This is a genomic window from Paenibacillus sp. KACC 21273 (assembly GCF_028736095.1).
GTDB classification, from domain to species: Bacteria; Bacillota; Bacilli; order Paenibacillales; family Paenibacillaceae; genus Saccharibacillus; species Saccharibacillus kyungheensis.
Map to the genome: position 1 here is coordinate 5,033,974 of NZ_CP117876.1, position 22,889 is coordinate 5,056,862.

At 39.3% G+C, this 22,889-nt stretch carries 22 protein-coding genes; 2 read left to right on the forward strand and 20 right to left on the reverse strand.

Annotation, left to right across the window (positions count from 1 at the left end; all coding sequences use genetic code 11):
* Window positions 1–165: 165 nt before the first annotated feature.
* Window positions 166–957, reverse strand: coding sequence for a formate/nitrite transporter family protein (locus PQ460_RS22085; RefSeq protein ID WP_273614558.1), 792 nt, complete (start codon window positions 955–957; stop codon window positions 166–168).
* A gap of 611 nt (window positions 958–1,568) precedes the next feature.
* On the opposite strand from PQ460_RS22085, the gene PQ460_RS22090 reads away from it, so the two are divergent.
* On the forward strand, window positions 1,569–1,871 hold the full coding sequence (locus tag PQ460_RS22090; RefSeq protein ID WP_273614557.1) for a hypothetical protein: 303 nt from the start codon (window positions 1,569–1,571) through the stop codon (window positions 1,869–1,871).
* A gap of 102 nt (window positions 1,872–1,973) precedes the next feature.
* Here PQ460_RS22090 and PQ460_RS22095 read toward each other — a convergent pair whose 3' ends face one another.
* Both PQ460_RS22095 and PQ460_RS22100 read right to left on the reverse strand, forming a co-directional pair.
* Window positions 1,974–2,540: a DUF420 domain-containing protein gene (locus tag PQ460_RS22095; RefSeq protein WP_274171192.1), complete on the reverse strand. Its 567-nt coding sequence runs from the start codon at window positions 2,538–2,540 to the stop codon at window positions 1,974–1,976.
* A gap of 109 nt (window positions 2,541–2,649) precedes the next feature.
* A complete protein-coding gene (locus PQ460_RS22100; protein WP_273614555.1) occupies window positions 2,650–2,931 on the reverse strand; it encodes a GNAT family N-acetyltransferase in 282 nt (93 codons plus the stop codon).
* 253 nt (window positions 2,932–3,184) lie between these two features.
* Between PQ460_RS22100 and PQ460_RS22105 the strand changes: the two genes are divergently transcribed.
* Window positions 3,185–4,771, forward strand: coding sequence for a methyl-accepting chemotaxis protein (locus PQ460_RS22105; protein ID WP_274171193.1), 1,587 nt, complete (start codon window positions 3,185–3,187; stop codon window positions 4,769–4,771).
* Window positions 4,772–4,876: 105 nt separating this feature from the next.
* Here the strand turns inward: PQ460_RS22105 and PQ460_RS22110 are convergent, their stop codons facing one another.
* The 17 genes from PQ460_RS22110 to PQ460_RS22190 form a co-directional block, all read right to left on the reverse strand.
* Complete coding sequence (locus PQ460_RS22110) at window positions 4,877–5,647, reverse strand: NAD-dependent epimerase/dehydratase family protein (protein WP_273614553.1); 771 nt, start codon at window positions 5,645–5,647, stop codon at window positions 4,877–4,879.
* Window positions 5,648–5,659: 12 nt separating this feature from the next.
* Window positions 5,660–9,124 (reverse strand): PAS domain S-box protein, encoded by a 3,465-nt coding sequence (locus PQ460_RS22115; RefSeq protein ID WP_274171194.1) that lies wholly within the window; start codon window positions 9,122–9,124, stop codon window positions 5,660–5,662.
* 205 nt (window positions 9,125–9,329) lie between these two features.
* Entirely contained in the window at window positions 9,330–9,755 is a 426-nt protein-coding gene (locus tag PQ460_RS22120; RefSeq protein WP_274171195.1) for an OsmC family protein, read from the reverse strand.
* Window positions 9,756–9,788: 33 nt separating this feature from the next.
* Window positions 9,789–10,535: an amino acid ABC transporter ATP-binding protein gene (locus PQ460_RS22125; RefSeq protein WP_273614551.1), complete on the reverse strand. Its 747-nt coding sequence runs from the start codon at window positions 10,533–10,535 to the stop codon at window positions 9,789–9,791.
* Window positions 10,536–10,556: 21 nt separating this feature from the next.
* Entirely contained in the window at window positions 10,557–11,201 is a 645-nt protein-coding gene (locus PQ460_RS22130) for an amino acid ABC transporter permease (RefSeq protein WP_273614550.1), read from the reverse strand.
* Between the two features lie 87 nt (window positions 11,202–11,288).
* Entirely contained in the window at window positions 11,289–12,167 is an 879-nt protein-coding gene (locus PQ460_RS22135) for a substrate-binding periplasmic protein (protein ID WP_274171196.1), read from the reverse strand.
* Between the two features lie 14 nt (window positions 12,168–12,181).
* The gene (locus PQ460_RS22140) at window positions 12,182–12,775 is read right to left on the reverse strand and encodes a TetR/AcrR family transcriptional regulator (RefSeq protein ID WP_274171197.1); all 594 of its coding nucleotides are present in this window, start codon (window positions 12,773–12,775) and stop codon (window positions 12,182–12,184) included.
* Between the two features lie 202 nt (window positions 12,776–12,977).
* Window positions 12,978–13,145, reverse strand: coding sequence for a hypothetical protein (locus PQ460_RS22145; protein WP_273614547.1), 168 nt, complete (start codon window positions 13,143–13,145; stop codon window positions 12,978–12,980).
* Between the two features lie 138 nt (window positions 13,146–13,283).
* A complete protein-coding gene (locus PQ460_RS22150; RefSeq protein WP_274171198.1) occupies window positions 13,284–15,290 on the reverse strand; it encodes a DUF2207 domain-containing protein in 2,007 nt (668 codons plus the stop codon).
* Between the two features lie 35 nt (window positions 15,291–15,325).
* Window positions 15,326–15,787, reverse strand: a complete 462-nt coding sequence (locus PQ460_RS22155; RefSeq protein ID WP_273614545.1) for an SRPBCC family protein — start codon at window positions 15,785–15,787, stop codon at window positions 15,326–15,328.
* 47 nt (window positions 15,788–15,834) lie between these two features.
* Window positions 15,835–16,299: an SRPBCC family protein gene (locus PQ460_RS22160; protein ID WP_274171199.1), complete on the reverse strand. Its 465-nt coding sequence runs from the start codon at window positions 16,297–16,299 to the stop codon at window positions 15,835–15,837.
* Window positions 16,300–16,333: 34 nt separating this feature from the next.
* Window positions 16,334–17,191: an aldo/keto reductase gene (locus tag PQ460_RS22165; RefSeq protein WP_274171200.1), complete on the reverse strand. Its 858-nt coding sequence runs from the start codon at window positions 17,189–17,191 to the stop codon at window positions 16,334–16,336.
* Window positions 17,192–17,463: 272 nt separating this feature from the next.
* Window positions 17,464–18,339 (reverse strand): N-carbamoylputrescine amidase, encoded by an 876-nt coding sequence (gene aguB / locus PQ460_RS22170; RefSeq protein WP_274171201.1) that lies wholly within the window; start codon window positions 18,337–18,339, stop codon window positions 17,464–17,466.
* Between the two features lie 45 nt (window positions 18,340–18,384).
* The gene (locus tag PQ460_RS22175; RefSeq protein WP_274171202.1) at window positions 18,385–19,413 is read right to left on the reverse strand and encodes an agmatine deiminase family protein; all 1,029 of its coding nucleotides are present in this window, start codon (window positions 19,411–19,413) and stop codon (window positions 18,385–18,387) included.
* 218 nt (window positions 19,414–19,631) lie between these two features.
* On the reverse strand, window positions 19,632–20,489 hold the full coding sequence (locus PQ460_RS22180; protein WP_373462021.1) for a carbohydrate ABC transporter permease: 858 nt from the start codon (window positions 20,487–20,489) through the stop codon (window positions 19,632–19,634).
* A gap of 13 nt (window positions 20,490–20,502) precedes the next feature.
* Entirely contained in the window at window positions 20,503–21,411 is a 909-nt protein-coding gene (locus PQ460_RS22185) for a carbohydrate ABC transporter permease (protein ID WP_274171203.1), read from the reverse strand.
* Window positions 21,412–21,523: 112 nt separating this feature from the next.
* Window positions 21,524–22,885: an extracellular solute-binding protein gene (locus tag PQ460_RS22190; protein ID WP_274171204.1), complete on the reverse strand. Its 1,362-nt coding sequence runs from the start codon at window positions 22,883–22,885 to the stop codon at window positions 21,524–21,526.
* Between the last annotated feature and the right edge of the window lie 4 nt (window positions 22,886–22,889).

Sequence of the window (22,889 nt, forward strand, 5' to 3'; positions counted from 1 at the left end):
GACACGTGTAATAAGTCTCACTACTATATAATTATAACCAATATTTTGTCGAATAAACACACATTCATTAAAATTTAAAAATATTTTTAGTTCTTTAAGACTATACAGTAAAAAAGACCAGCCACATGATGATCATGGCTGGTCTTTTATCAGTATTTAATTGGCTTATGCCTCGTGTTCTTCATCCATAAATGGCTTATTAACATAATAGTACATCGTCGACATAAAGATCGCTCCGCCGATCAAATTCCCGAGTGTTACCGGAATAAGATTATGAATAACCCCTGCAAAATTAATAGTAGATGGATGATCCACTACCAGAGCAATCGCAAATGTACACATATTCGCGATACTGTGCTCATATCCCGAAATAAAGAAACAAAATACGAATAACATCATAGCAAATAATTTGGCGCCATCGCCTTTCAAGCCCATCGGAATAAAGAAAGCCAGACAGACAAGCCAGTTACACAAAATAGCGCGGAAAAACAATTGCATCGTAGGCGCTTCCATTTTGTGCTGAACGACATTTAACAGAAACGCATTGACCGAATGATCTGCATATAATCCTGTTAAAAAAATCAGCAACGCAAATGCACATGCCCCGAGTATATTCCCAAAATAACTTGTGATCCACATCCTGATCACATCTAACCACTTCAGCTTACGCCGTATCGCCGCGTAGGAGTAATAGAAGGTATCTCCTGTAAATAAGTCTCCACCGCCATAAGAGATCAATATGATCGCCGCTCCGAACGTTAACGCAGCCATCGGGTACGCCATAGGAGATTCAACTGCATAAAAGAAGTTTCCTGTTTTGAATGCAACAATAACGCCAAATCCGATAAACATACTGGCAAGCATCGAACGCGATAAATAACGAAGCTTGCTTTGTTTGTAGATCCGATTTTTTTCAAGTGCTAACTTTTCGACCTGTCGTAGTGATTGTACTTCCATAATTCACCGTCCTCGTTATTAGAATTTGTTCGATGTGCTGTTGATCATAGACATTATAATCTTCTTTACACCATTGTTCTGATGTTGAATAGGTCTTTTTGCTACAAGACGTCCCCTTTTGCGATGTGTTTTTAGTTATAGACAATCTGACCGTTACTGTATCACAGGTTAATTATTTGGAAAAGAGGTTATAATGTATATCATAGATTTATATGTAAATTTATACTGTGTATAAAGATTTATACTAGAATAGTACTAGAAAAAATAGTAAATATACGGCTATAGGAAATTAAGTAGGACATAGTTCCTATTTATCGACAAATTGTGACTAAAGTAGTATTTGCTATAACATTTGAAAATAATTCTACCGAAATGATAGTATAGACATTAACAGACACACATTGGACACATCATTTTTCAGTAAACAATGACCTTTAACCTAATTCAAAGGTCTTGATCATATATATATTTTTTCCCTTATGTATCAACACTTTATTGGACTGTCGTTATAGTTCGTTCATAAATTTGTCAAAATTTAATCCGAATTTAAGGTAATTAATGTGAAAAAGTGTTAATGTAAATTTACAATTAATAATAAGAGGTGACCGAAAATGACAAACACAAGTAAAGTACAACAACTTCGTGATATGCTTCCAAAAGACCAACAATCTATCACTCGGTATGTAGAGCACGCATTAGAATCTATTGATGAATTGGTTGAAAAACACCGCCAATATACAGCTTCTCTAGCAATCTACGGTGACAAAATCAACGGTAACGAAGAACGCGTATATCGTGATACAATCGCTGAGATCAAAGCACAATTGGTAGAAACATTGGAAAGAACAGTAGAAGACTTCACACACAAAGGCGACAAACACTGGCAGAACAATTACAAAGACGGTATTGTATAAGATACAGCTTTTACAATAACTTTATCATTATTTTTCTATACAAAAAGAACCGCAGCCCGGATCGCTGCGGTTCTTTTTGTTGTGTTCAGTTATCCAAAGTGATCAATAATACGGTGCCATCATCAGATATACGATAACACCTGTAGAACTTACATATAACCAGATTGGCATTGTCCAACGTACAATTTTTTTGTGTTTTGCAATCTGCATCGTCCATCCCCATACCAGAGCAAACAAAGCAAGCGGTACAATAATCGCAGCTAAGAAACTATGTGTAATCAGGATAAAGAAATAGATAGGACGCACAATACCTACGCCACCAAATTTAGCGGTTTCTGGTGATAGATAATGAAACGTTAGATAAGTGACTAGAAATAACAATGTCGATGAAAAAGCCGCTAAAATAAAGCCGCGATGGACTTTAATATTTTTTCTCAAAATCGCTATTAAAGCTGCTACTAGAAAAATAAAGGTAAAGCTGTTAAAGATCGCATTCATTCGTGGCAATAACGTAATATCAAAATCGACTGTACCTTTGTAACCTATTGCTGGTGAGAAAAATAACAACAAAATAATAACGTTAGCAATAACGGATACAGTAATAATAATTCCGGCAAAGTTTTTATTCGTTTTTGGTGTTGCCATATTAGGCTGTGTATTTTTATCCATGCAGACGCTCCCCATCTTTCAAGTTCATACTCTCATTATAGTTTTATATTGGAGTTGAGGGTAAGCCCTTTGGTGACAACAGTTTGAACATTTTGAGGTTGTTTGGATTTTATACGTCTTTACGCCAGATATCGTGATAATCTTTATTGCGTTTGAATAATGCTAATGCATACGAACAAGCAGGTACAACCGTTTTACCTTGTTTACGAGCAATATCTACCGCTCTTTTCACCAGATCTTGTCCTACTTTTTGCCCACGTAATTCTTCAGACACAAAGGTATGGTCGATACTTATCGATTGCTCATCATAATCACTAAATCCTATTTCAGCTTTCGTTTCACCATCTATTTGCAATGCTAACCCTTGTTCTGTCTCGATTACTTTTTCCATTCGTATAATCTCCTTTTTTGCATGAACCTGCAAATATATTTTAAATGAATACTTCTTATAGTTTTATCCCCTTTATTCCTGATCCAGAAACAAGTCTGCTATCAACGCCATAATGTGGAAATATGAAGAAAATGTATTAAAAATATTTATTTTTTTTAATTTTTGGTACAAAAGTTTTAATTTCCTATTAAGAATTATCATATAGTGTCGAAATATATATCATGTTTACATTATGCATTTGGGAGGTTTGGGTATGCAGTGGTTTCGGAATTTGAGGACGGCAACAAAAATTATCTCTGCTTTTTTAATTATTACCTTAATCTTTGTTAGTTTCGGATTATACAGTTTGCAAAATTTAAAAGATCTGAACAACAAAGCTAAGAATATGTATAGCCATAATCTCGTAGCAGTAAAAGATTTATCGCAAATCGAAGTCTATTATCAGCGATTGCGTGTAGCTGTGCGGGATGTGAGTACAGCACAGACATCCGAGAAAAAATTAGCCTTACTGACCAAAATGAAAGATTTCCAGACGAATATGGAAAGTTTGGCTCAAACATATGGCAATTCAATCACTACTGAAAAAGAAAAAGCGAATCTGGATAAATTTAATCAAACATACAAAGATTACTTAGTCTTATACGAAGAAGCTACACGATTAGCACAGGCTAATAATCTAACTGTTTTTAACAACTACAAAGACAACACACTAAAACCTGTAGGCGATCAGGTGGCTGATGCCATCGCCGTAATGATCGATAACAATTCGAATCTTGCTCAACAAGCCAGTCAAGAGATTGAAGACAGCTATGTTGCTTGTGTCAAAATCACTATTATTTCTCTGATTCTGGTTACGTTATTTAGTATTTTGCTAGGTTCTATAATCTCGCGCAGTATCTCTTCTCCACTACGTAAGCTTACTGATTTAATCTCCAAGTATGCTAAAGGCGATCTTAGTGAAAGTTTGGAAAATAAAAATAAAGATGAAGTTGGACAGTTATCTACATCGGTTCACACGATGGCTACCAATCTACGCCAATTGATCGAACGGATTACTTTATCTTCAGAAAATGTAGCGGCTTCTTCACAAGAAATATCAGCAAGTACAGAGCAGATTGCGAACACTAGCAATACGCAAGCTGAATCTGCTTCAATGATTACCGAATTGTTCAAAGAGCTCTCTGCGGCTATTGATTCTGTCGCTGTAAGTGCAAGCGGTGCGGCTGAACTATCTAACCTTACAGTAGATATGGCTGAACAAGGCAAACAAATTGTTAGCGAGTCCAAAGTGTCGATGAATGAAGTCAGTAATTCTATGAATAAATTAGAAGATGATTCTCAGCGTATCGGTGAAATCATTAGTGTTATCGACGATATTGCGAATCAGACGAATCTACTTGCACTAAATGCCGCTATTGAAGCTGCTCGTGCAGGTGATCAAGGGAAAGGATTCGCTGTTGTTGCAGACGAAGTGCGTAAATTAGCTGAACGTAGTATCGATGCTACCAAGCAAATTGCCACGATTATCAAAGTGATGCAAAAAAATACGCAGTCCAGTGTCAAAGCAGTGACTCACAGTGTAACTCAATCTGCTCATACTGAAGAAGCATTCCAAAAAATTGTGAATGTAGTAAATGACTCTGCTATTAAAGTCAATGAAATTGCAGCGGCTTGCGAAGAAGAAGCTGCTCAAGCTAATGAAGTTATGTTTGCTGTAGAATCGATTGCCGCAGCCAGTCAGGAATCTGCTGCCGCTTCTGAAGAAACAGCCGCTACTTCTCACTCGTTAGCCCAATTAGCCGAAGAGCTTAATACCGCTGCTTCTGTGTTCAAAGTATAATCAATCATTAATATCCGCAATACTATACAAAAGCCAGTCATTTTCAAGTCTGAATACATATCAGATACGAAGACAACTGGCTTTTGTTGTTGTTTTTTATGATAATTATCCTTCTTGCCCACCTTGAAATAATGTCTCATCTTGCGGAAGTTGCTCTTTCTTTTGATTCTCAGCAGCCAATACCTCGGTAGCATCATCTTGAGGACGATAACCAATCTCTTCTGCTAAATAATCAATATTATAATAATTATCTGTATTCGCTGATGTACCGTACAGATTCATATATTTGCGCTCTGCTGGTGCTTCTATACAACATTTCACCAACTGAAGTAGATCACGTTCAGAGATCCAGATATGGGTAGCACGTTCTGAATGAGGTCGATCATCACCAGGAAAATTCCCGATACGAATATTGAAAGAAGAAAGATGATTTTGATCGCTATACAAACGCCCTAACAATTCAATATAACATTTACTCAACCCATAAATACTGTCAGGGCGATACGGATCATTTACATCTATCGTTTCTCCTACTTGATAGAAGCCTGTAGAATGATTCGAACTTGCGAAAATAATCCGTTTAACGCCATTTTGTTTGGCGGCTTCAAACAAATGATAAGCACCGGTTACATTGACAGGTAAAGCTACGCCCAAAAAGTCATCTTCATCTTTTTGCCAGGCTATATGCAATATCGTATCGATTCCTACCGTTTTTTGTTTAATTTGCTCTGCATCAGTAATATCTAATGGTTGTATCCCTTGTGCTGTATCGCCTTCAATATCTGTTGCCAGTACATCATATTCTTGTTGTAACCCTTGATAAAGACTCTTCCCAATCACACCACTTGCGCCTGTTATTAATAGTTTGCGCTTCATGTGACTCCTCCTTTATTCGGATTGCTGAATATATTTAGCATATTGTTGTAATGCACGATCAATATCAGGAAAGCGTAATGGTTTACTAATAAAGTCTTGCATACCTGCGTCCAAACACATTTGACGATCTTCCATTCGTGCAAAAGCAGTCACCGCAATAATCACTGGTTGCTCTTGTTCGGTTAGACGCTCCCGGATATTACGTGTAGCTTCAATACCATCCATCTCAGGCATTTGTATATCCATAAATATAATATCGTAAGGATGAGCGATAGCCGCCGATAATGCTTCACGTCCATTATTCGCTACATCTGCTTGATAACCTATCTTTTTCAAAATCTCTACCATTAATTTCTGATTAACCGGATGATCTTCCGCCAGTAGAATCCGTAAAGGGCCATACTTAAATTCAGGCATCATATAACGGTTCTGTTGTTCACTATTTGTCCCTATAGCTTCAATAGCCTTCGGTTCTTCAAATGGTTTGAAAGGAACTACAAAACGGAATGTTGCTCCTTGCCCTTCTTCGCTATCCACATCGATCGAACCACCCATCAGCTCGATCAGCTTTTTACAAATAGCTAGACCTAGACCTGTTCCTCCATACTTACGGTTGATGGCAGGATGAAGCTGAGAAAACGATTGGAACAGTTTATCCTGTTTGTCTGAAGATATACCAATTCCGGTATCTTTGATCTCAAACTCCAAAATACATTCTCCTGTCGAGCGCATATCTAATAGCGAAATCGACAATCGTACACTTCCTTGATCGGTAAATTTAATCGCATTACTAACCAAGTTAACCAACACTTGCCGCAAGCGAGACGCATCGCCGACGACTGAAGCAGGTACGCGGTTATCGACATGATAAGTTAACTGAATATCTTTTTCAGCAGCGCGAGAAGTGAATAGATCCAGTACACTATCGACTAACATCACTAGATCAATCGGTTCATGATCCAGCACCATTTTACCGGCTTCTATTTTACTGAAATCTAAAATTTCATTCAGAATATGCAGTAACGCATCACTGCTGTCTTTAATAATTTCGGTATAGCTCAATTGTTCTTCGTCCAGTGGTGTATCTGCTAATAATCCTGTCATGCCGATAATCCCATTCATCGGTGTCCGAATCTCATGACTCATAATAGCCAAAAATTCAGACTTCGCACGATCAGCACGTTCTGCTAATTCTTTGGCACGAATAATCTGTTTTTCATTCGTAATATCATTAAATACAATAACAGCACCTTTGCGCTTACCTCGATCCCAGATCGGTGTAATACGGTACGATACGAGAAAGCTAGAACCATCTTTACGCCAGAAAATCGCTTCCTGTTCTTCATGAAAACAACCTTCTAATAGAGCAACATAGATCGGATTTTCTTTCGCTACATACGGCCCTCCATCTGGATGAGCTAGCTGGAACATATCCAGCAGATGTTTACCAATCAACTCACGTGCATGGAAGCCTAACATCCGCGTTGCCGCCGGATTAATAAAGGTAGCAACGCCTTCATTGTCCAGACCGAAAATACCTTCAGAGACTGAATTCAGAATCAGTGTATACTCATTGCTTAATTTCTCGATCTGTTCAATATACCTTCTCATTTCAGTAATATCTGTCGCTATACCGTAGACACCTACAATTTGCTTATCTACCACAATCGGCACATTCACCAGACTGATAGCGCGCCGATCTCCATTTTTCAAAATAATCTGAGATTCGTACGTCTGCGGTTTCCCTTTTAAAGCCAGTTCAAAATGTTCCGCTGTATCATAAATATTTTCAGGAGCGACCAGCGGTTCAAAAGGCATACCGATCAGTTCGGCTTCTGTACGTTCTAGTAATTTTTCCATATTAGAATTAACAGTGGTATAACGTCCATTTACATCAAATGAAAATACGCCTGCTGGATTATATTCAAATAACGATTTGTATCGCTGTTCGCTTTCTTCGATTAACAAAGCCGCTTGTCTGCGCTCATTAATATCACGCGCGATCGACACCATCTCTTGAATATTGCCATGTTCATCGTATACATACCGACCGGACAACTCCATCCATACGTAGCTACCTGATTTGTGGCGCTGACGATACGTAATCGGTTGAGGCTGTTCTCCTTGCAGATTCAAGGTCATATACTGTTTGATATCACTTACATCATCAGGATGAATATACTCTATCGCTGGTGTTCCTTCTAACTCATCCGGCTGATAACCCAGAATAGAATAACAAGCTGGTGAACAATACAGATAAGTAGTATCTTCTACAGAATTACGTGATATAAAATCTAGCGATTGCTCTGAGATCAAGCGATAATTACGTTCACTATCTTTGAGACGTTCTTCCATACGTGTGCGCTCTGTAATATCCTGAGTCATCCCAATAATATGAATCGGTTGACCTCGATCATCAAGTGCTGCACTCCAGTGAGACTGCAAATATTTCATCGTACCATCGACTAAAATAATCCGGTAAATATGTTCGCCGCCTTCACCAGTAAGCATCGTGTAACGAATCGCTTTACGGAAATCCGGCAGATCTTCAGGATGGATCATTTTCAAAATATCTTCGCTATAAGGCTCTTCCGCTCTAAATGCATATCCAAACAAACGTCTTGTTTCTTCTGCAAAACTAAAGGAGCCATTCGAAATATCCCAGTCCCATGCTCCAATATGCGCGATGCGCTGAGCTTCAACCAGTCGATCTTCATTCTTTTTGCGTTCATTCACATCACGTCCAACACCTAGAACTTTCTCGATCTCTCCTTGATCATTGCGTACCACTTGAAATAAAATCTCGAACCACAAATAATGACCTTTTTTATGTTTGAGACGACGGGTCATCGTACCCCATTCTAGATACGTATTCCCACTATTTTTCATTTGTAATGCATCATCAGGATGATAATATTGCATTCGATCTTGCCCGATCATTTCTTCAGGATGATAGCCTAGCACAGCATAAAATGAATCTGACACATAGCGCAATATCCCATCCGGCGTACTATATGAAATCAAATCGCGCGCATTCTCGGTAATTAAAGTATATAAATCTTCATTCTCCGCAATAATCATTTCATGTTCTTTTTGCGAAGTAATATCCTGAAATTGAGCAATATAATATAAAGGTTGATGCTGCATATCATAAATAATCGAAATATCGATAGAAGTCCAGATTAAATGACCTTTTTTGTGCAAATACCGATGTTCTGTATGATATTGTTCGGATTGGTTTTCTCTCATTTGTGCATATATACTTTGATATCCGATTTGGAATTGATCTTCCAAACAAGTAATATTCTCTTCTCGCATCCGGCACATTTCTTCTTCAGAGTAACCAAGCATTTTACAAAAAGCAGGGTTCACCTGTAACCAAGCTCCATCTTTAGGTGAAATAACAGCAATCCCAAAAGGAGACATACGATATATATGTTCATAAATCAATTGATTTTGTTCTGAATGGTTAATCACTGTATTCCCCTCCATGTTGCCGTACGCACTTTCGCAATTGAGACTCGGAAAGCTTTCATATGTATAAACTACCCTTTAATGCGTTTAACGAATAGTCGTTGACTATCTTTATTATGTATAATTTTTCACTTATTCCGATTCAAGATCACGCTTATGATATAAAAAAAGAGATATCTTGTATAAGCAACAAGATATCTCTTTACTATTAAGCAGGTTGTACTACTTCTTCACCATTCAAAATCAGACGATAATGAATATCTGCACTTAGTGAATCAGAGACAGCACAATACTTTTCTTTGCCCATTTGAATCGCTTTCCACACACGATAATCTGGAATATCTCCATCTACTTTGAAAATAAGATCGATCGCAGTAAATCCTTTAGGCATAGCTTCTTTGCGCGTACCTTCCGTTTCGATCTCAATTTTATTAATATTATGCAAAAACGCATCTAAAATCATTGTAATATCAATACCAATACATCCTGCTAGACCCGCAAGCAATAATTCCATCGGTGTTGCACCTTTCCCATCGCCACCATACGCGGCTGTAGCATCCATACCGATTGGATAACCGGAAGGCCCTACTGCTTCAAATGCTCTTTTACCATTCCATACTGTAGTTACGTTCATGATCTCTACCTGCTTTCGTTCATTTATTTGAAATTAATAATCCATCACTTTACTAAGAAAACGTTGCGCTCTTTCCGTTACAGGTCGTTCAAAAAAAGATTCAGGATCAGACTGCTCGATAATGCGTCCCTCATCCATAAAAATCACTTTATTCGCTACCTGACGGGCAAATTTCATCTCATGGGTAACGACAATCATCGTCATGCCTTCTTGTGCTAAAGATTTCATAACATCCAACACTTCTCCTACCAATTCTGGATCAAGTGCCGATGTTGGTTCATCGAATAAAATAATGTCTGGCTCCATTGCTAATGCACGAGCGATACCAACACGTTGTTGTTGTCCTCCTGACAACCGAGAAGGATATTGATCTTTCTTTTCCAATAAGCCTACTCGATCCAATACCCGTTCGCCGACATGCCGAGCATGAGTCGCTTCTAGCTTTTTGACCATTCGGAGAGATTCGGTTACATTTCCGAGTGCTGTTTTGTGAGGATACAAATTAAATTGTTGAAATACCATACCTGTTTGTCTACGAATTTGGAGCATTTTGTGCTGACGTTCTTTCAGCTTCATCGTGCTAGTTACTTGAATACTATTTACTTCTATCGAACCTGCGCTTAAATCTTCTAATCCGTTTAGACAGCGCAGTAATGTACTTTTTCCTGAGCCGCTGGGGCCTAGCAGTACAACAATTTCGCCTGCTTGCACATCCAGATCTATCTCATGTAATACTTGATGTGTACCAAATGTTTTGGACAATCCACGAGTTTGGATCATAATACTTCCCTCACATTCGTTTTAGTATGCTTTAGCCAATCGTCGTTCAATACGTTCCAAAATCGTTGAGAATATTGTACTCATAATCCAGTACATGATCGCAATTCCAATATAAAAAGGCATATATACATAATATTGAGCAATCAACAAATCAGCAGATCGTAATAGATCGGTGACCGTAATAACCGATACCAATGACGTTTCTTTAAGCATACCGATAAATGTATTTCCCATCGGTGGAATCGCTGTACGTGCCGCTTGTGGTAAAATAATACGCCACATCGTCTGTGCTGATGTCATCCCTGTTGCATAAGCCGCTTCGGTCTGCCCTTTTGGAATCGAAAGAATCGCTCCGCGAAAAGTCTCTGATAAATACGCACCAATATTGATACTCAAAGCAATACAAGCGGCAGGAATCGCATCCAGTGTAATTCCATAATCAGTCAGCCCGTAATACACGATCACTAGCTGTACAAGCACTGGCGTCCCCCGAATAATAGATACATAGAACCGGGCAATCCAGCGAATCGGACGGTTGCCTTGCATACGCGCAATCGCTACGATCACCCCGATAATCAATCCGAAAAACATGGATATGATCGTAATCAACAATGTATAACCTGCACCTTTTAAAAGAAAAGGGAGGTTATCCCATACTAATTGCATATCTATAGTCTCCTCTCTTGATCATGGTAAAACAGAAGACTGCGCACCGTAGTGAACGCAGTCCTGATCAAGCTTTGATAATTGTTATTATTCAGCAGCAGGCTTTTCACCGAACCATTTTACAAAAATAGTCTCGTACGTACCGTCTGCTTTCATATCTGTTAACGCTTTGTTCAGTGCTTTTAAAAGGTCAGGATTATCTTTACGAATCGCAATACCAGCTTGGTCGGACTTGATTGCATCACCGACAGCTTTGATTTTGAATCCATTTTCTTCAACGATAGGTTTGAGAGCATAAATATTGTTGATCGTGGCATCAATACGACCTACATTCAAATCTTGTAGAGAAGTAATTACATCGTTATACGTTTTGATATTAAAGTTACCGACTTGTGGCAATACTTCTGTACGTAGGTAGGTCTCATCATTTGTTCCCAGACCTACACCGATATTTTTATCTTTAAAATCAGCTAGCTTTGTAATATCTGTATTGTTAGCATTCACTATAATTTTGACCTGATTGGTAATATACGGATCAGAGAAATCCAATTGTTGTTTACGTTCGTCTGTAATTGTGACCTGACTGATAATCGCATCGAACTTGCCTGCTTGTAGACTTGGAATCAATCCTGAAAAAGCTTGTGTTGTAAATTCAGCTTTGACACCTAGACGCTTGGCTACTTCTTTGGCGATATCTGCATCGAATCCGTCTACTTCTTTATTTGCATTCAAAAAATTATAAGGTGCATATGTGCCCATTAATCCGACTTTCAGTACACCAGCAGATTTGATCGCTTCCAGTGTATTACCTGAAGTAGCGGTAGCTGTAGTCTCTGCACTGGTATTGCTCGCTGGATCAGTAGCTGTAGAACGTGGAGCAGCATTACCGCAAGCACTCAATACCACTACCACCATAAGTAACATTGCCAAAACGATCGGTGTAGACGTACGACGTAATGATTTCATTATTGCATTCTCCTTTAATCGGTTCTGCCCAGCAGACCATAAAATTCAAAACGTGCTGTTTCTTTTGCCAATTGTTCAGCGGTATGATTCACCAGCCCTGAAGAAGATGCACTTGTACCTGAACTGAACAACCAGCGTACAATTACCCCTTCGATCAGACTCATTAGAAAAGCTGCCCGTACAGATGCTTCCGTATGTACAGGTAACATTTCTAACTCTATTGCCCGCTGAATATTTTGCACAAATCCTTGCTCCATCTGTGAACGGGTAAGCATAATCTGTTCCCGTACTGCTTCGCTAAATCCTGTGCCATCAAGCAACATGCGCATCAAATGAGTGTGTTGCTCGGCAAATTGAAATAATCGATATAACAACTTCTCCGAAGCTTGTACCATATCATCATCAGTACCTGAATGGGTACGGTAACCTACACCAATCACTTCCAGTAACTGCTGTCTACCTTGCTCTATAATTTGAAGTGCTATACTTTCTTTGCTTTTGAAATACCAGTAAAACGTTCCTTGCGCTACCCCTGCTTCTGCAACAATATCAGACACTTTAGTTGCATGATAACCAGCATCAACAAATTGCTTGAGGGCAATCTGCATTAACTTTTCACGCTTCTCTATCGCATCCTGTTCACGAGAACTTAACGTTGTATGATCGATACGATCAACCCCTTGATTGACTCGTCAGTCGGTTTATTTTTAAATCCTATCTGATAACTTGGTATTTGTCAATAAAAAAACGCCCACCTCGTATAAAGCATACGTTGTAGACGTTTGATCTGTCTTTTTATGATCTAATCTATTAATAGTTATTGTTCGTTGTGTTGGATGAATTACCATTTTTCTTATCACGCATCGACGTTGCTACACGACGAACTTGAGAAATCACTTTATCACGTGCACTTTTGTTACGCATAAGGTACGCTGCACCCATTCCAATAGCACTCCATAACGCTTTTCTTCCAGTCATTTTCATTTCCTCCTTCATCCTATTCAATATATACGTTCATTTCATTTGATTCCTGTGTGTATTGCTTATCTACAACTTACCCGATCTTTAATGAAGTAAACATAATGTTAAATATATATGAAAGCAAATCGTTATTTCTCAAAAAGTACCTGCTCCTCCGCCGCCACCTGAAGAATGATTAGAAGAAGAATCGGAATGGTTTTGATCTGAATCGTTACGATAATTAGGAGTATAGATTGTTGAAGAATCCGATGGAGAATATGTGGATCGCTTCATCGTCTGATACGTGTATTGAATGGTATAAGTATTTATTTCTGCCCAAGACAATAATGGAACAGTCTGACTCATATGTTGATAACTAGTGAGCTGAGGATGTGTAGCTAAAAAAGATGTACCCTCTTTCAAAATAATACTGTATTGGAGTAATAGATCTAACTGTTCTGGATTATTCTCATGTGTATAACCACCTGTACGTAATTGCTCGCGAAATGACTTAATTCCATAACGGTAAGGCAATCCTTGAGCTGTCCATACTTTATTAGGTAATACATAACGTCCTATTAATAATAAAATACTACAACATAGTAATAGATTGTATACCTCGGATATAGTCACACCAAGTGTCAGTATCAATACATATACGATCATATATAACGTAAATACGAATTTGGAACGATAATATACGATCGTAATTCCTGTCATGATGATTAGACTAGTTAATCCTATAGTAGTTGTGAACGACGGCAAAATATCTATCACGTATAAATAAGCCAGCATCCCTGCATGTAGTAGCGTTAGCATAATACATATAGGAGACAACAGCATAGGCGCATGATAGTAGCTATTCCAATCTAGCCGTTTTTTGACTTGTTTGCTCCATTTTCGATAATGTTTATAAAATTTTTTATATTGAACACGATAATATTCCATCCGCTCTGGATCATGCTTTTCTTGCGAAGTCGGTCCTGCTACAGTATCTAATGTAAAACTGCGTTGAGAGTCAGTGAAAAGCCATTCTAACAAATAACGTTCATCTTTTTGCAGAGGGATAGAAATCACATCTTTAATTGAGAAGCGTAATGTATAATCCGGTGCTGTACTATCATGAAGATAATTAAGTCGAATCGGAACAGTCTCTATAGTAATCACATTCCGACGATACAAAGAGAATAACGAAGCTATAATATCTTCAGGTATAATCTGACCTGGATGCCACAAATAAGCTAATAATAAAGGATCTGTATGTTCTAACTCTCCGACAGCGAAACGAGCATTTTTAGCACGACGATGATGATAGATTCGCCAGATTAACCCACCGATAATAAGAAGAATGAACCCAATCATAACAAGATTTAAAATGGATCGTAACTGTTCTAAGTTTGCAGTTCTTGATGCATATTTTATAGCCAATGTGTCTTCTTCACTAATTAGTGAATCTTTGGCTAAAATCGGTTGTGCCTGCATATTAGACATCATTTGCGCTGGAAATAATATACGTATTTCTGATAATCGATGTGCAGGGAGTTCTTTATTTTCATAATAAACTGTTCGATTTTGATCAAAGAAAAGCGTTCCACCATATTTGTCTTTGAGATAAGCATGTATATCTTGTATAGAGCCTTTTTGCGGTAATGTAATACTAATTTGGACATTGTGAAGTGTGCTACTATTCTGTTGATCAAAAAAAGACCAGTAAAGATCACTAATATCTGTATATTTATGTACAACCTGTTGAATTTCATAATGATAATAAAAAGATTGAGTCTCATGTACAGAAGACTTGAAAATTTGGTAGGTATCTAGCTTACTGTTACTATACTGCTGAACCGGTAACAACTCTAAACGTTCAGGATGTTCAATAATAGACTGTATACTGTCTCCTTTAGGAATAGCATAGGCTTGAAAATTAGAAATACCCCTATGACCTTGTTGACCTATAGAACGAGTAGTTCCATGAACAGCATCTAAAAAGGTATACGTATAAAACTCGTGCACATCCAAGTTCCCATTCGGTAAAACAAAAGCTCGAACATTTACATCATCGATTCGGTACGAATTTTCTTCATCGCTCGCTTGGTGATTACATCCTGCAATCACCATAACTAGTATGATTAATAGTAGTCGTAGCACTGCTTTTTTGTACATATATTCACTTCCTGCATCTGATTAGTATATATTGATTATACCAGACGCGCGCCCAATTGATTAGATATACCTCGCACCGCTTCCCCCATAACACGATTATGATTCCAGATAAAAAGAGGACGCAACAACGGTTCCCAGCGCTGCATCCATGGTTTGTTGGTGTGTACTTGCCAATCGTAATCCAAGCGAGTATACGCTCCACTTTCTTGCAATCGGAATATCCCTTGACCGCTAAGATCACCATAAGCTTCCAGACAAATCAGCGTCTGTTCTTGCTTTTCAGTAACTACAAAATCAAGAGAAATCGTATACCAGAGCTTGGTTCTCATATTCATTCTATATTTATCGCCAATTCCATTTTTACTGGCACCTTCTTGCAACCGTTGAAATGACACACCTTGCCAGCAATGCAATTTTTCAAAATCTTTAATCAAATCCCATACTTCATGCGTGCTTGCTTCCAGTAACCAGCTTTCGGTGAACTCATATTTCCCCATAATGATGCCCCCTGTGTAAAAATTGTTGCCTGATCATCAGCGATGTATTAACGATATATTTTGGTAATATGAGAAGCTTCAGATACGCGGGCTTGCAAATGTCGACCTACTCCTGCTACCCCTTCATCCATCACTTTATTATGACTCCATACATAGACAGGGCGCATAACTGGATTGCTCATTCGCAACATAGAGTGATCTAGACGGACTTCCCAGACACAACGAATCAGTGTCGCCTGTGCATCATCTAATTCTTCTAAAAAACAAGTTCCTTCCCCAGCTAGCGGGCCTTCTACCATTAATTTAAACTGATTGGGTTTGCTTTTATCAGCTACTTTTAGCAGAATTTTGAGTTTGAATAACATTTTGGTGCGAAATGTACACTCGTACTCATCGCCAACTCCATTCGTATCCCCAGTTTGCTTTACTTTCGAAAAGCTTACCCCTTGCCAGAAATCGATATCTTCAAAATGATCCACAAGTTCCCACAATTGCTCTCTTGGCGTCTCCATCTTCCAGCTACTGGTGAACCGATAGTGGTACATATCAAATAATATCCAACGATACCTTGTGATCTGGAGCAGGAAACGCTTGATCCAATTGAGCGATTTCTGCTTCACTTAATACCAGTTCTGCAGCTTGAGCGTTACTTTCTACATGACTACGGCTGGATGCTTTGGGAATCGCCAGTACATTGCCATCACGAATACACCATGCCAGCAACACTTGGAAAGGATGCACGCCATGTTGCTCGGCAATCTGTTGTACGGTCGCATCTGTAGTGAGTTCGCTTCGTAACGATCCTGCTTGTGCTAGTGGAGAGTACGCCATAATCGGCATCCCTTGTTCTTTTTGCCACGGTAACAAATCCACTTCTATACCGCGTGATCCCAGATGATACAATACTTGATTGGTTGCACAATGTTCGCTATTAGGTAATTTCATCATTTCTTGCATATCTTTTGTGTCCAAATTCGATACACCCCAGCGACGAATCTTACCTTCTTGCACCAGTTTTTCCATCCCTTTAATCGTTTCTTCCAAAGGAATACGTCCGCGCCAATGAAGTAAATACAAGTCTAACACGTCGGTTCCCAATCGATTCAGACTATTTTCACAGCTACGGATCAAGGAATCTCCACCTGCATTATGAGGATAGACTTTGGAGACCAGAAACACTTGATCTCTCATCCCTTGAATCGCTTCACCTACAAGCAATTCTGAACGTCCTTCTCCATACATTTCTGCGGTATCGATCACCGTCATGCCTAATTCTACTCCATATTTCAACGCATCGATCTCCTCTTGTCTACGAGAAGAATCGTCGCCCATATTCCATGTTCCTTGTCCAATTGCAGGTAAAACTGTTCCGTCTTTGAGTGTAATGTGGCGTTTAGTAGTCATCTGTCATCCTCCTTAGCAGTCTGTTAATGCTTTAATGTAGTATTAACCGTTATTGAACCATTAAGAACAATTCATACTTATCACATGACTTAGCACATAGACTGAACAGAATAACGATATGTATGCTATCTCTCCAAAAACGTATACAACCTCGGCAAAGATAGAACCTAAAAAAAACACCTTATTATCTCGAAAGATAACAAAGTGTTTTTTGAGTTAAAAGCTTGAGTTGCTTTTGGATTATGCTGTATATCAATAGATCTATAGGTGAATCAAACTTTTTTCTCACCATCATACGTACCGATGATACCGTACAATTCAGGACGACGATCACGGAAAATGCCCCATTCTAGACGTTGCGTTTCCAATTGATCCAGATCAAATTCAGTGACTAATACCCCTTCACTGTTCCGATCAGCTTCTTGAATTTTGTTACCTTGAGCGCCTGCAATAAATGAAGAACCATAGAAGTTGATCGAAGAATCTTCGTCTTCTTCTTTGCCAATTCGGTTTGAAGCGATCACAGGAATCAAGTTTGCGCCTGCATGACCGAGCATACATGCTTGCCAGTGATCTTTGGAATCGATCGATGTATCTTGTGGCTCAGAACCGATAGCTGTCGGGTAAAATAACAATTCTGCACCCATCAGTGCCATACAGCGTGCCGCTTCAGGGTACCATTGGTCCCAGCAGATTCCGACGCCGATTTTGGCATATTTGGTATCCCATACTTTGAACCCTGTATCTCCTGGATTAAAGTAAAATTTCTCTTCATACCCCGGGCCGTCTGGTATATGACTTTTGCGGTATTTACCAAGAATCTCACCGTCTGCATCGATCACAGCAAGTGAATTATAACGCGCATAATTTTTCTTTTCATAAAAGCTGATTGGCAACACCACATCTAATTCTTTCGCCACTAGACGGAAATGATTGATCGCTTTGTTTTGCTCCAATTCAGTTGCATATTGATAATATTCTGCTTTTTCTTTCTGACAGAAATATGGAGTCTCGAATAATTCTTGTAGTAAAATAATTTGCGCTCCTTGCGCCGCCGCTTCACGAACCAATTTGTCTGCTTTGCGGATGTTGTCGTCGATATCCCACGTACAGCTCATTTGAGTAGCCGCTACTTTTACATTTCTCATGATGTTGTTATCATCCTTTCTATAGTAAGGTCATGTAGGTCTATATTAAGCTTGAGCAGGAATTTGTTGGGTTGTGCAGTGGACGTTACCACCTTCGCGAATCACAGCCATACCATTGATGGCACGAATTTTACGATCAGGGAAAGTGTCTTGCAATACATTCATCGCATGTTGATCCGCTTCTTCTGCTGTACCGCCGAATACCGGTAAAATAATACCACCATTGACGAAGTAGAAATTCAAATAGCTCAGTGTCAAACGTTGCTCACCATGCATCACCATAGGCGGTTGCTGAATCTCGATAATTTCTAATTTGCGTCCTTTGGCATCGACAGCATCGTTTAAGATACGTAGGTTTTCTTGCGTGATCTCATAATTATCATCGGCAGGATCATGACACACTTGAATAATCACTTTACCAGGAGCTGCAAAACAAGCGACATTATCAACATGCCCATCTGTTTCATCGCCAGCAAGACCACGATTGAGCCAGATAATTTGTTCTACATTAGTAAAATCTTTGACATGCTGTTCAATCTCTGCGCGAGTGAGATCAGGGTTACGGTTCGTATTAAGCAGACATTCTTCAGTTGTCAGCATAGTGCCTTCACCATCTACATGAATCGAACCGCCTTCAAGTACAAGTGGTGCATCGAATTGACGAATATTCAAGTGTTTGAGAATCGCTGGAGCTACTGCATCATCCAGATCCCACGGCTCGTATTTACCACCCCAAGCATTGAAGTGCCAGTTGATTCCTGCACGTTCACCTTTGTCATTAACAACGATCGTCGGGCCATTGTCACGTAACCAAGCATCATTATGTGCAAGTGGCAAAAAGTCTACCGCTTGACCGACAAAACGTTTGCTTACATTGTCTACATCATCTGGATTCACAACCAGTGTAACTGGCTCAAATTCAGCAATCGCACTCACTAATTCTTCATATCCATCACATACAGTAGCATAATCATCAGGATAGACCATCGAATCCATAATCGGCCAAGATAATAATGTACGTTCATGTTGTTCCCATTCCGCAGGCATCTTATATTGCAAATCTATTGGTTTCATTATATTTATTCACCTTGTCCATTCATAAGTATTAGGATGATTTCACAACCTATATCATACAATACTCCTTCTATTGTACCAAGTGATTTCAGTAAATTTTATGTAAACTGACAACAATTTTCGATATAGAGCAACAAATCAAAAAAAAGAGCAATGATCTACAAGCTATCATCACTCTTTTTAACACATGATTTGAATACATTAGAGCATATTGGAGATCAACCTTTATTCGCACCGCCAAAGCTAAATCCTTGCGACATATAACGCTGTCCGATAATATATAGTGCCACTGCTGGAATCGTATAAATAATTGAAAACGAAGCAAGTGTACCGTATTGCACCAGACCATTTTGCCCAAAATATTGATAAATCGTTACTGCGGCAGGTAATTTATCCGGACTTTGTAACAAAATAAATGGTACCAAAAAGTTACCCCAACTGCCTGCAAAAGCAAAGATGCCTACAGTAAAAATACCCGGTAACATTAACGGTACAATAACCAATCGCAATGTCGTCCAGATCGAAGCACCATCTACCCATGCCGCTTCTTCCAGTTCAAGCGGAACCGAATCCATAAAGTTCTTCATCATCCAGATCGAATAAGGAAGTGCCGATGCGGTCAAAAACAGTACGGTAAAAAAGAGCGAATCCTGCATACGGAAATAGATAAAAAATTGGTAAACAGGCACCATAACGGCTGTAATTGGCAAGCCTGTAGCAAATAAAATGATATACATAAAGGAACGTTTATACTTGAGTTGATAGCGAGACAATGGATAAGAAGCAAGCCCTGCTACGACTACTACAAGCAGTGCCTGACCGACAGCCAATATCAATCCATTCCCAAACGATTTCTGGTTATCGGTATTGGTAACAGTAGAGACGTAATTATCCAGTGTAAATGCACTTGGAAGCTTGAGAGCTAGTGTCGCATTTTGATCGAGTGATGCAAATAACAACCATAATAAAGGTAATAAAAATAACATACCGATTAGAGAGAGAATAATATAAGGCAACGTACGTGCAACGACAAAGCGATTCATCCGACGCCGTTTACCGAGATTTAGACTGCTCATGGTCTCTCCTCCTTTATAACTTCACTTTCAACATGCGCATATACAACAGACTGGCGACAATACCGATCACTAACAACATTAGTGAGATCGCTGTACCATAACCTAATTGATAATTTACAAAAGCTTGATGATACATATAGATAGGCAATGTCTCGGTCGCCATCCCAGGTCCACCACCCGTTAACGCATAGATTAATGTAAATGAACCAAGCGTCTGCAATGTCACCAATACCATATTCGTAGTGACTGAGCCCATAATCATCGGTAACGTAATTCGAATCATCCGTTGCCATGCTGAAGCACCATCAATCATCGCTGATTCTTCAACTTCTTTTGGTACATCTCCTAATGCCGCTTGAAATACCATCATCGAAAAGGCTGTACCATGCCAGATATTAGCGATAATGACAGACACCATCGGAAAAGTATACAACCAGGCTATCGGCTTCATGCCAAGCGATTCAATAACAGTATTGACGGTTCCTGTATCGTTTAAAAAGGCAAACCATACAAACGCACATACCACTTCTGGAGCTACCCAACCTGCAATCACGATCGAGCCAATGACACTGCGGAACCATTGTTTGCGACCGTTCATCATTACAGCGATAATAAAGCCCATCACTTGTTGCCCGATCACTGCTGAAAAGATCAAGAAAATTAATGTATTCCATACGGACGTACGAAAGTTAGCATCCTGAAACATGTATTTAAAGTTCTCAAACCCGATAAATTCTGTTTTGGCTGCTGTTGCACCAGTAAGTGCCATATTGGTAAAAGCAAAATAAAATGTCAAAATCGTTGGAACAAAAAAGAACAGTAACAATAGCAACCAGCTAGGGGATAAAAATAAAGCTGCGCGCCATTGCTCACCACTTCTATGGCGTTTGGGTTTGGACACACGCGGATGTGACACTTCCATCTGGAACCCTCCTTTACCGGACAATCCTGACGAGCAGATAAGGCTGATCGACGCTAGATCCCGCCTCTACTCAACCTTATCTGCCAATCATAGATTGAACGATGCTCTTCCTTTACTTGGTCTCTGTTTTATCTGCACCCACACTACGCTGTACACTTTGCGCATATTGGGTCATTGCGTCTTGAGGGCTCGCCCCTTTAGTCACTACTTTTTCAACCATTTCTTGAATAGCCGTAGAGACAACAGGATAATCGGCTGTACTTGGACGAACATGAGTGTAAGTGATAAAATCAGCCGCTTTGGCATACAATGTACCCGGTTGTTCGCTATATTCTTTGTCTTTGGCTACGTCAAGACGAGGTGTTAATGCCCCATCTAACATCGCAAATTCTTTATTGTGTTTTTCATTGACAGCCAGTTGAATAAATTCCCAACCTAATTCTTTTTCTACAGACTTAGCACCTACAGCAAGTGTCCAGCCACCAGACATAGAAGTGAATCCAGGTGCTTGTCCATTTTCTGTTGGCATTTTGACAAAATCATAGACTTCTAACGCTTCTGGCCATGGTTTGCTACCTGAAGATGCCCATGTCCCTGTCAACCAGTTACCATTAAGTGCAATCGCTACTTTTTGATTGGGCATCAAGTCTGTTTCTAACACTTGACCTGCTTGTGCAGTCAGCACTTGAGATAATGGTGGCCCGAAGCCATTAGAATAAATATTGTTGATAAAGTTAAGCGAGCTCAAGATTCCCGGACTTTGTGTAATCCATTTGCCATTTTCATATAGCGGATTTTCTGTGCCGTATAATAACATTTCAAACGTCTGCATCGTCGTCGCTTCTTGACCTGCTTTACCGGAGTTCATCCAGAATGGAATAATATCTGGTAATTTCTCATGAATCGTCTGGGAAGCGGTTAAAATATCCTGCCAGTTTTTAGGTTGCCATGGAACCGGTAAGCCTGCTTTTTTAAATAGTTCTTTGTTGTAATACAATCCACGTACATCTGTAGAGAAAGGGATGCCATACGTTTTGTCATCTTTTCCTTTTGCCGCGGCTTTGATAGCTTCGTTAAAATTACTCCAATCTGACCAGCTATCTACTTTAAGCGGTTCCAAATAACCTGCTTCACTATCTGCATTGATCATAAAAGAATCTTCAGCCAGTACTTCAGGAGCTGTACTTGGATCAGACATCAATAATGGAATTTTGGTCGCATATTGTGCTCCTTGAATCGGTTGTAGTTCAACAGTGACACCTGGATGCGCTTTCTCAAATTCTGTTTTGACACTGGTTAACCATTTTCCCCAGTTATCTGTTTCATTCCATTTTCCATAAGCCACTTTGACGATTTTGTTAGAAGAGTCTCCACCAGACGCACTCGTTCCTGCGCTGTTATTCGAACATGCTGCTGTTAATACAGTCAAACTAACCAATAACCCTGCTATCCATTTACGTTTGCCTTTTGCCATCGTT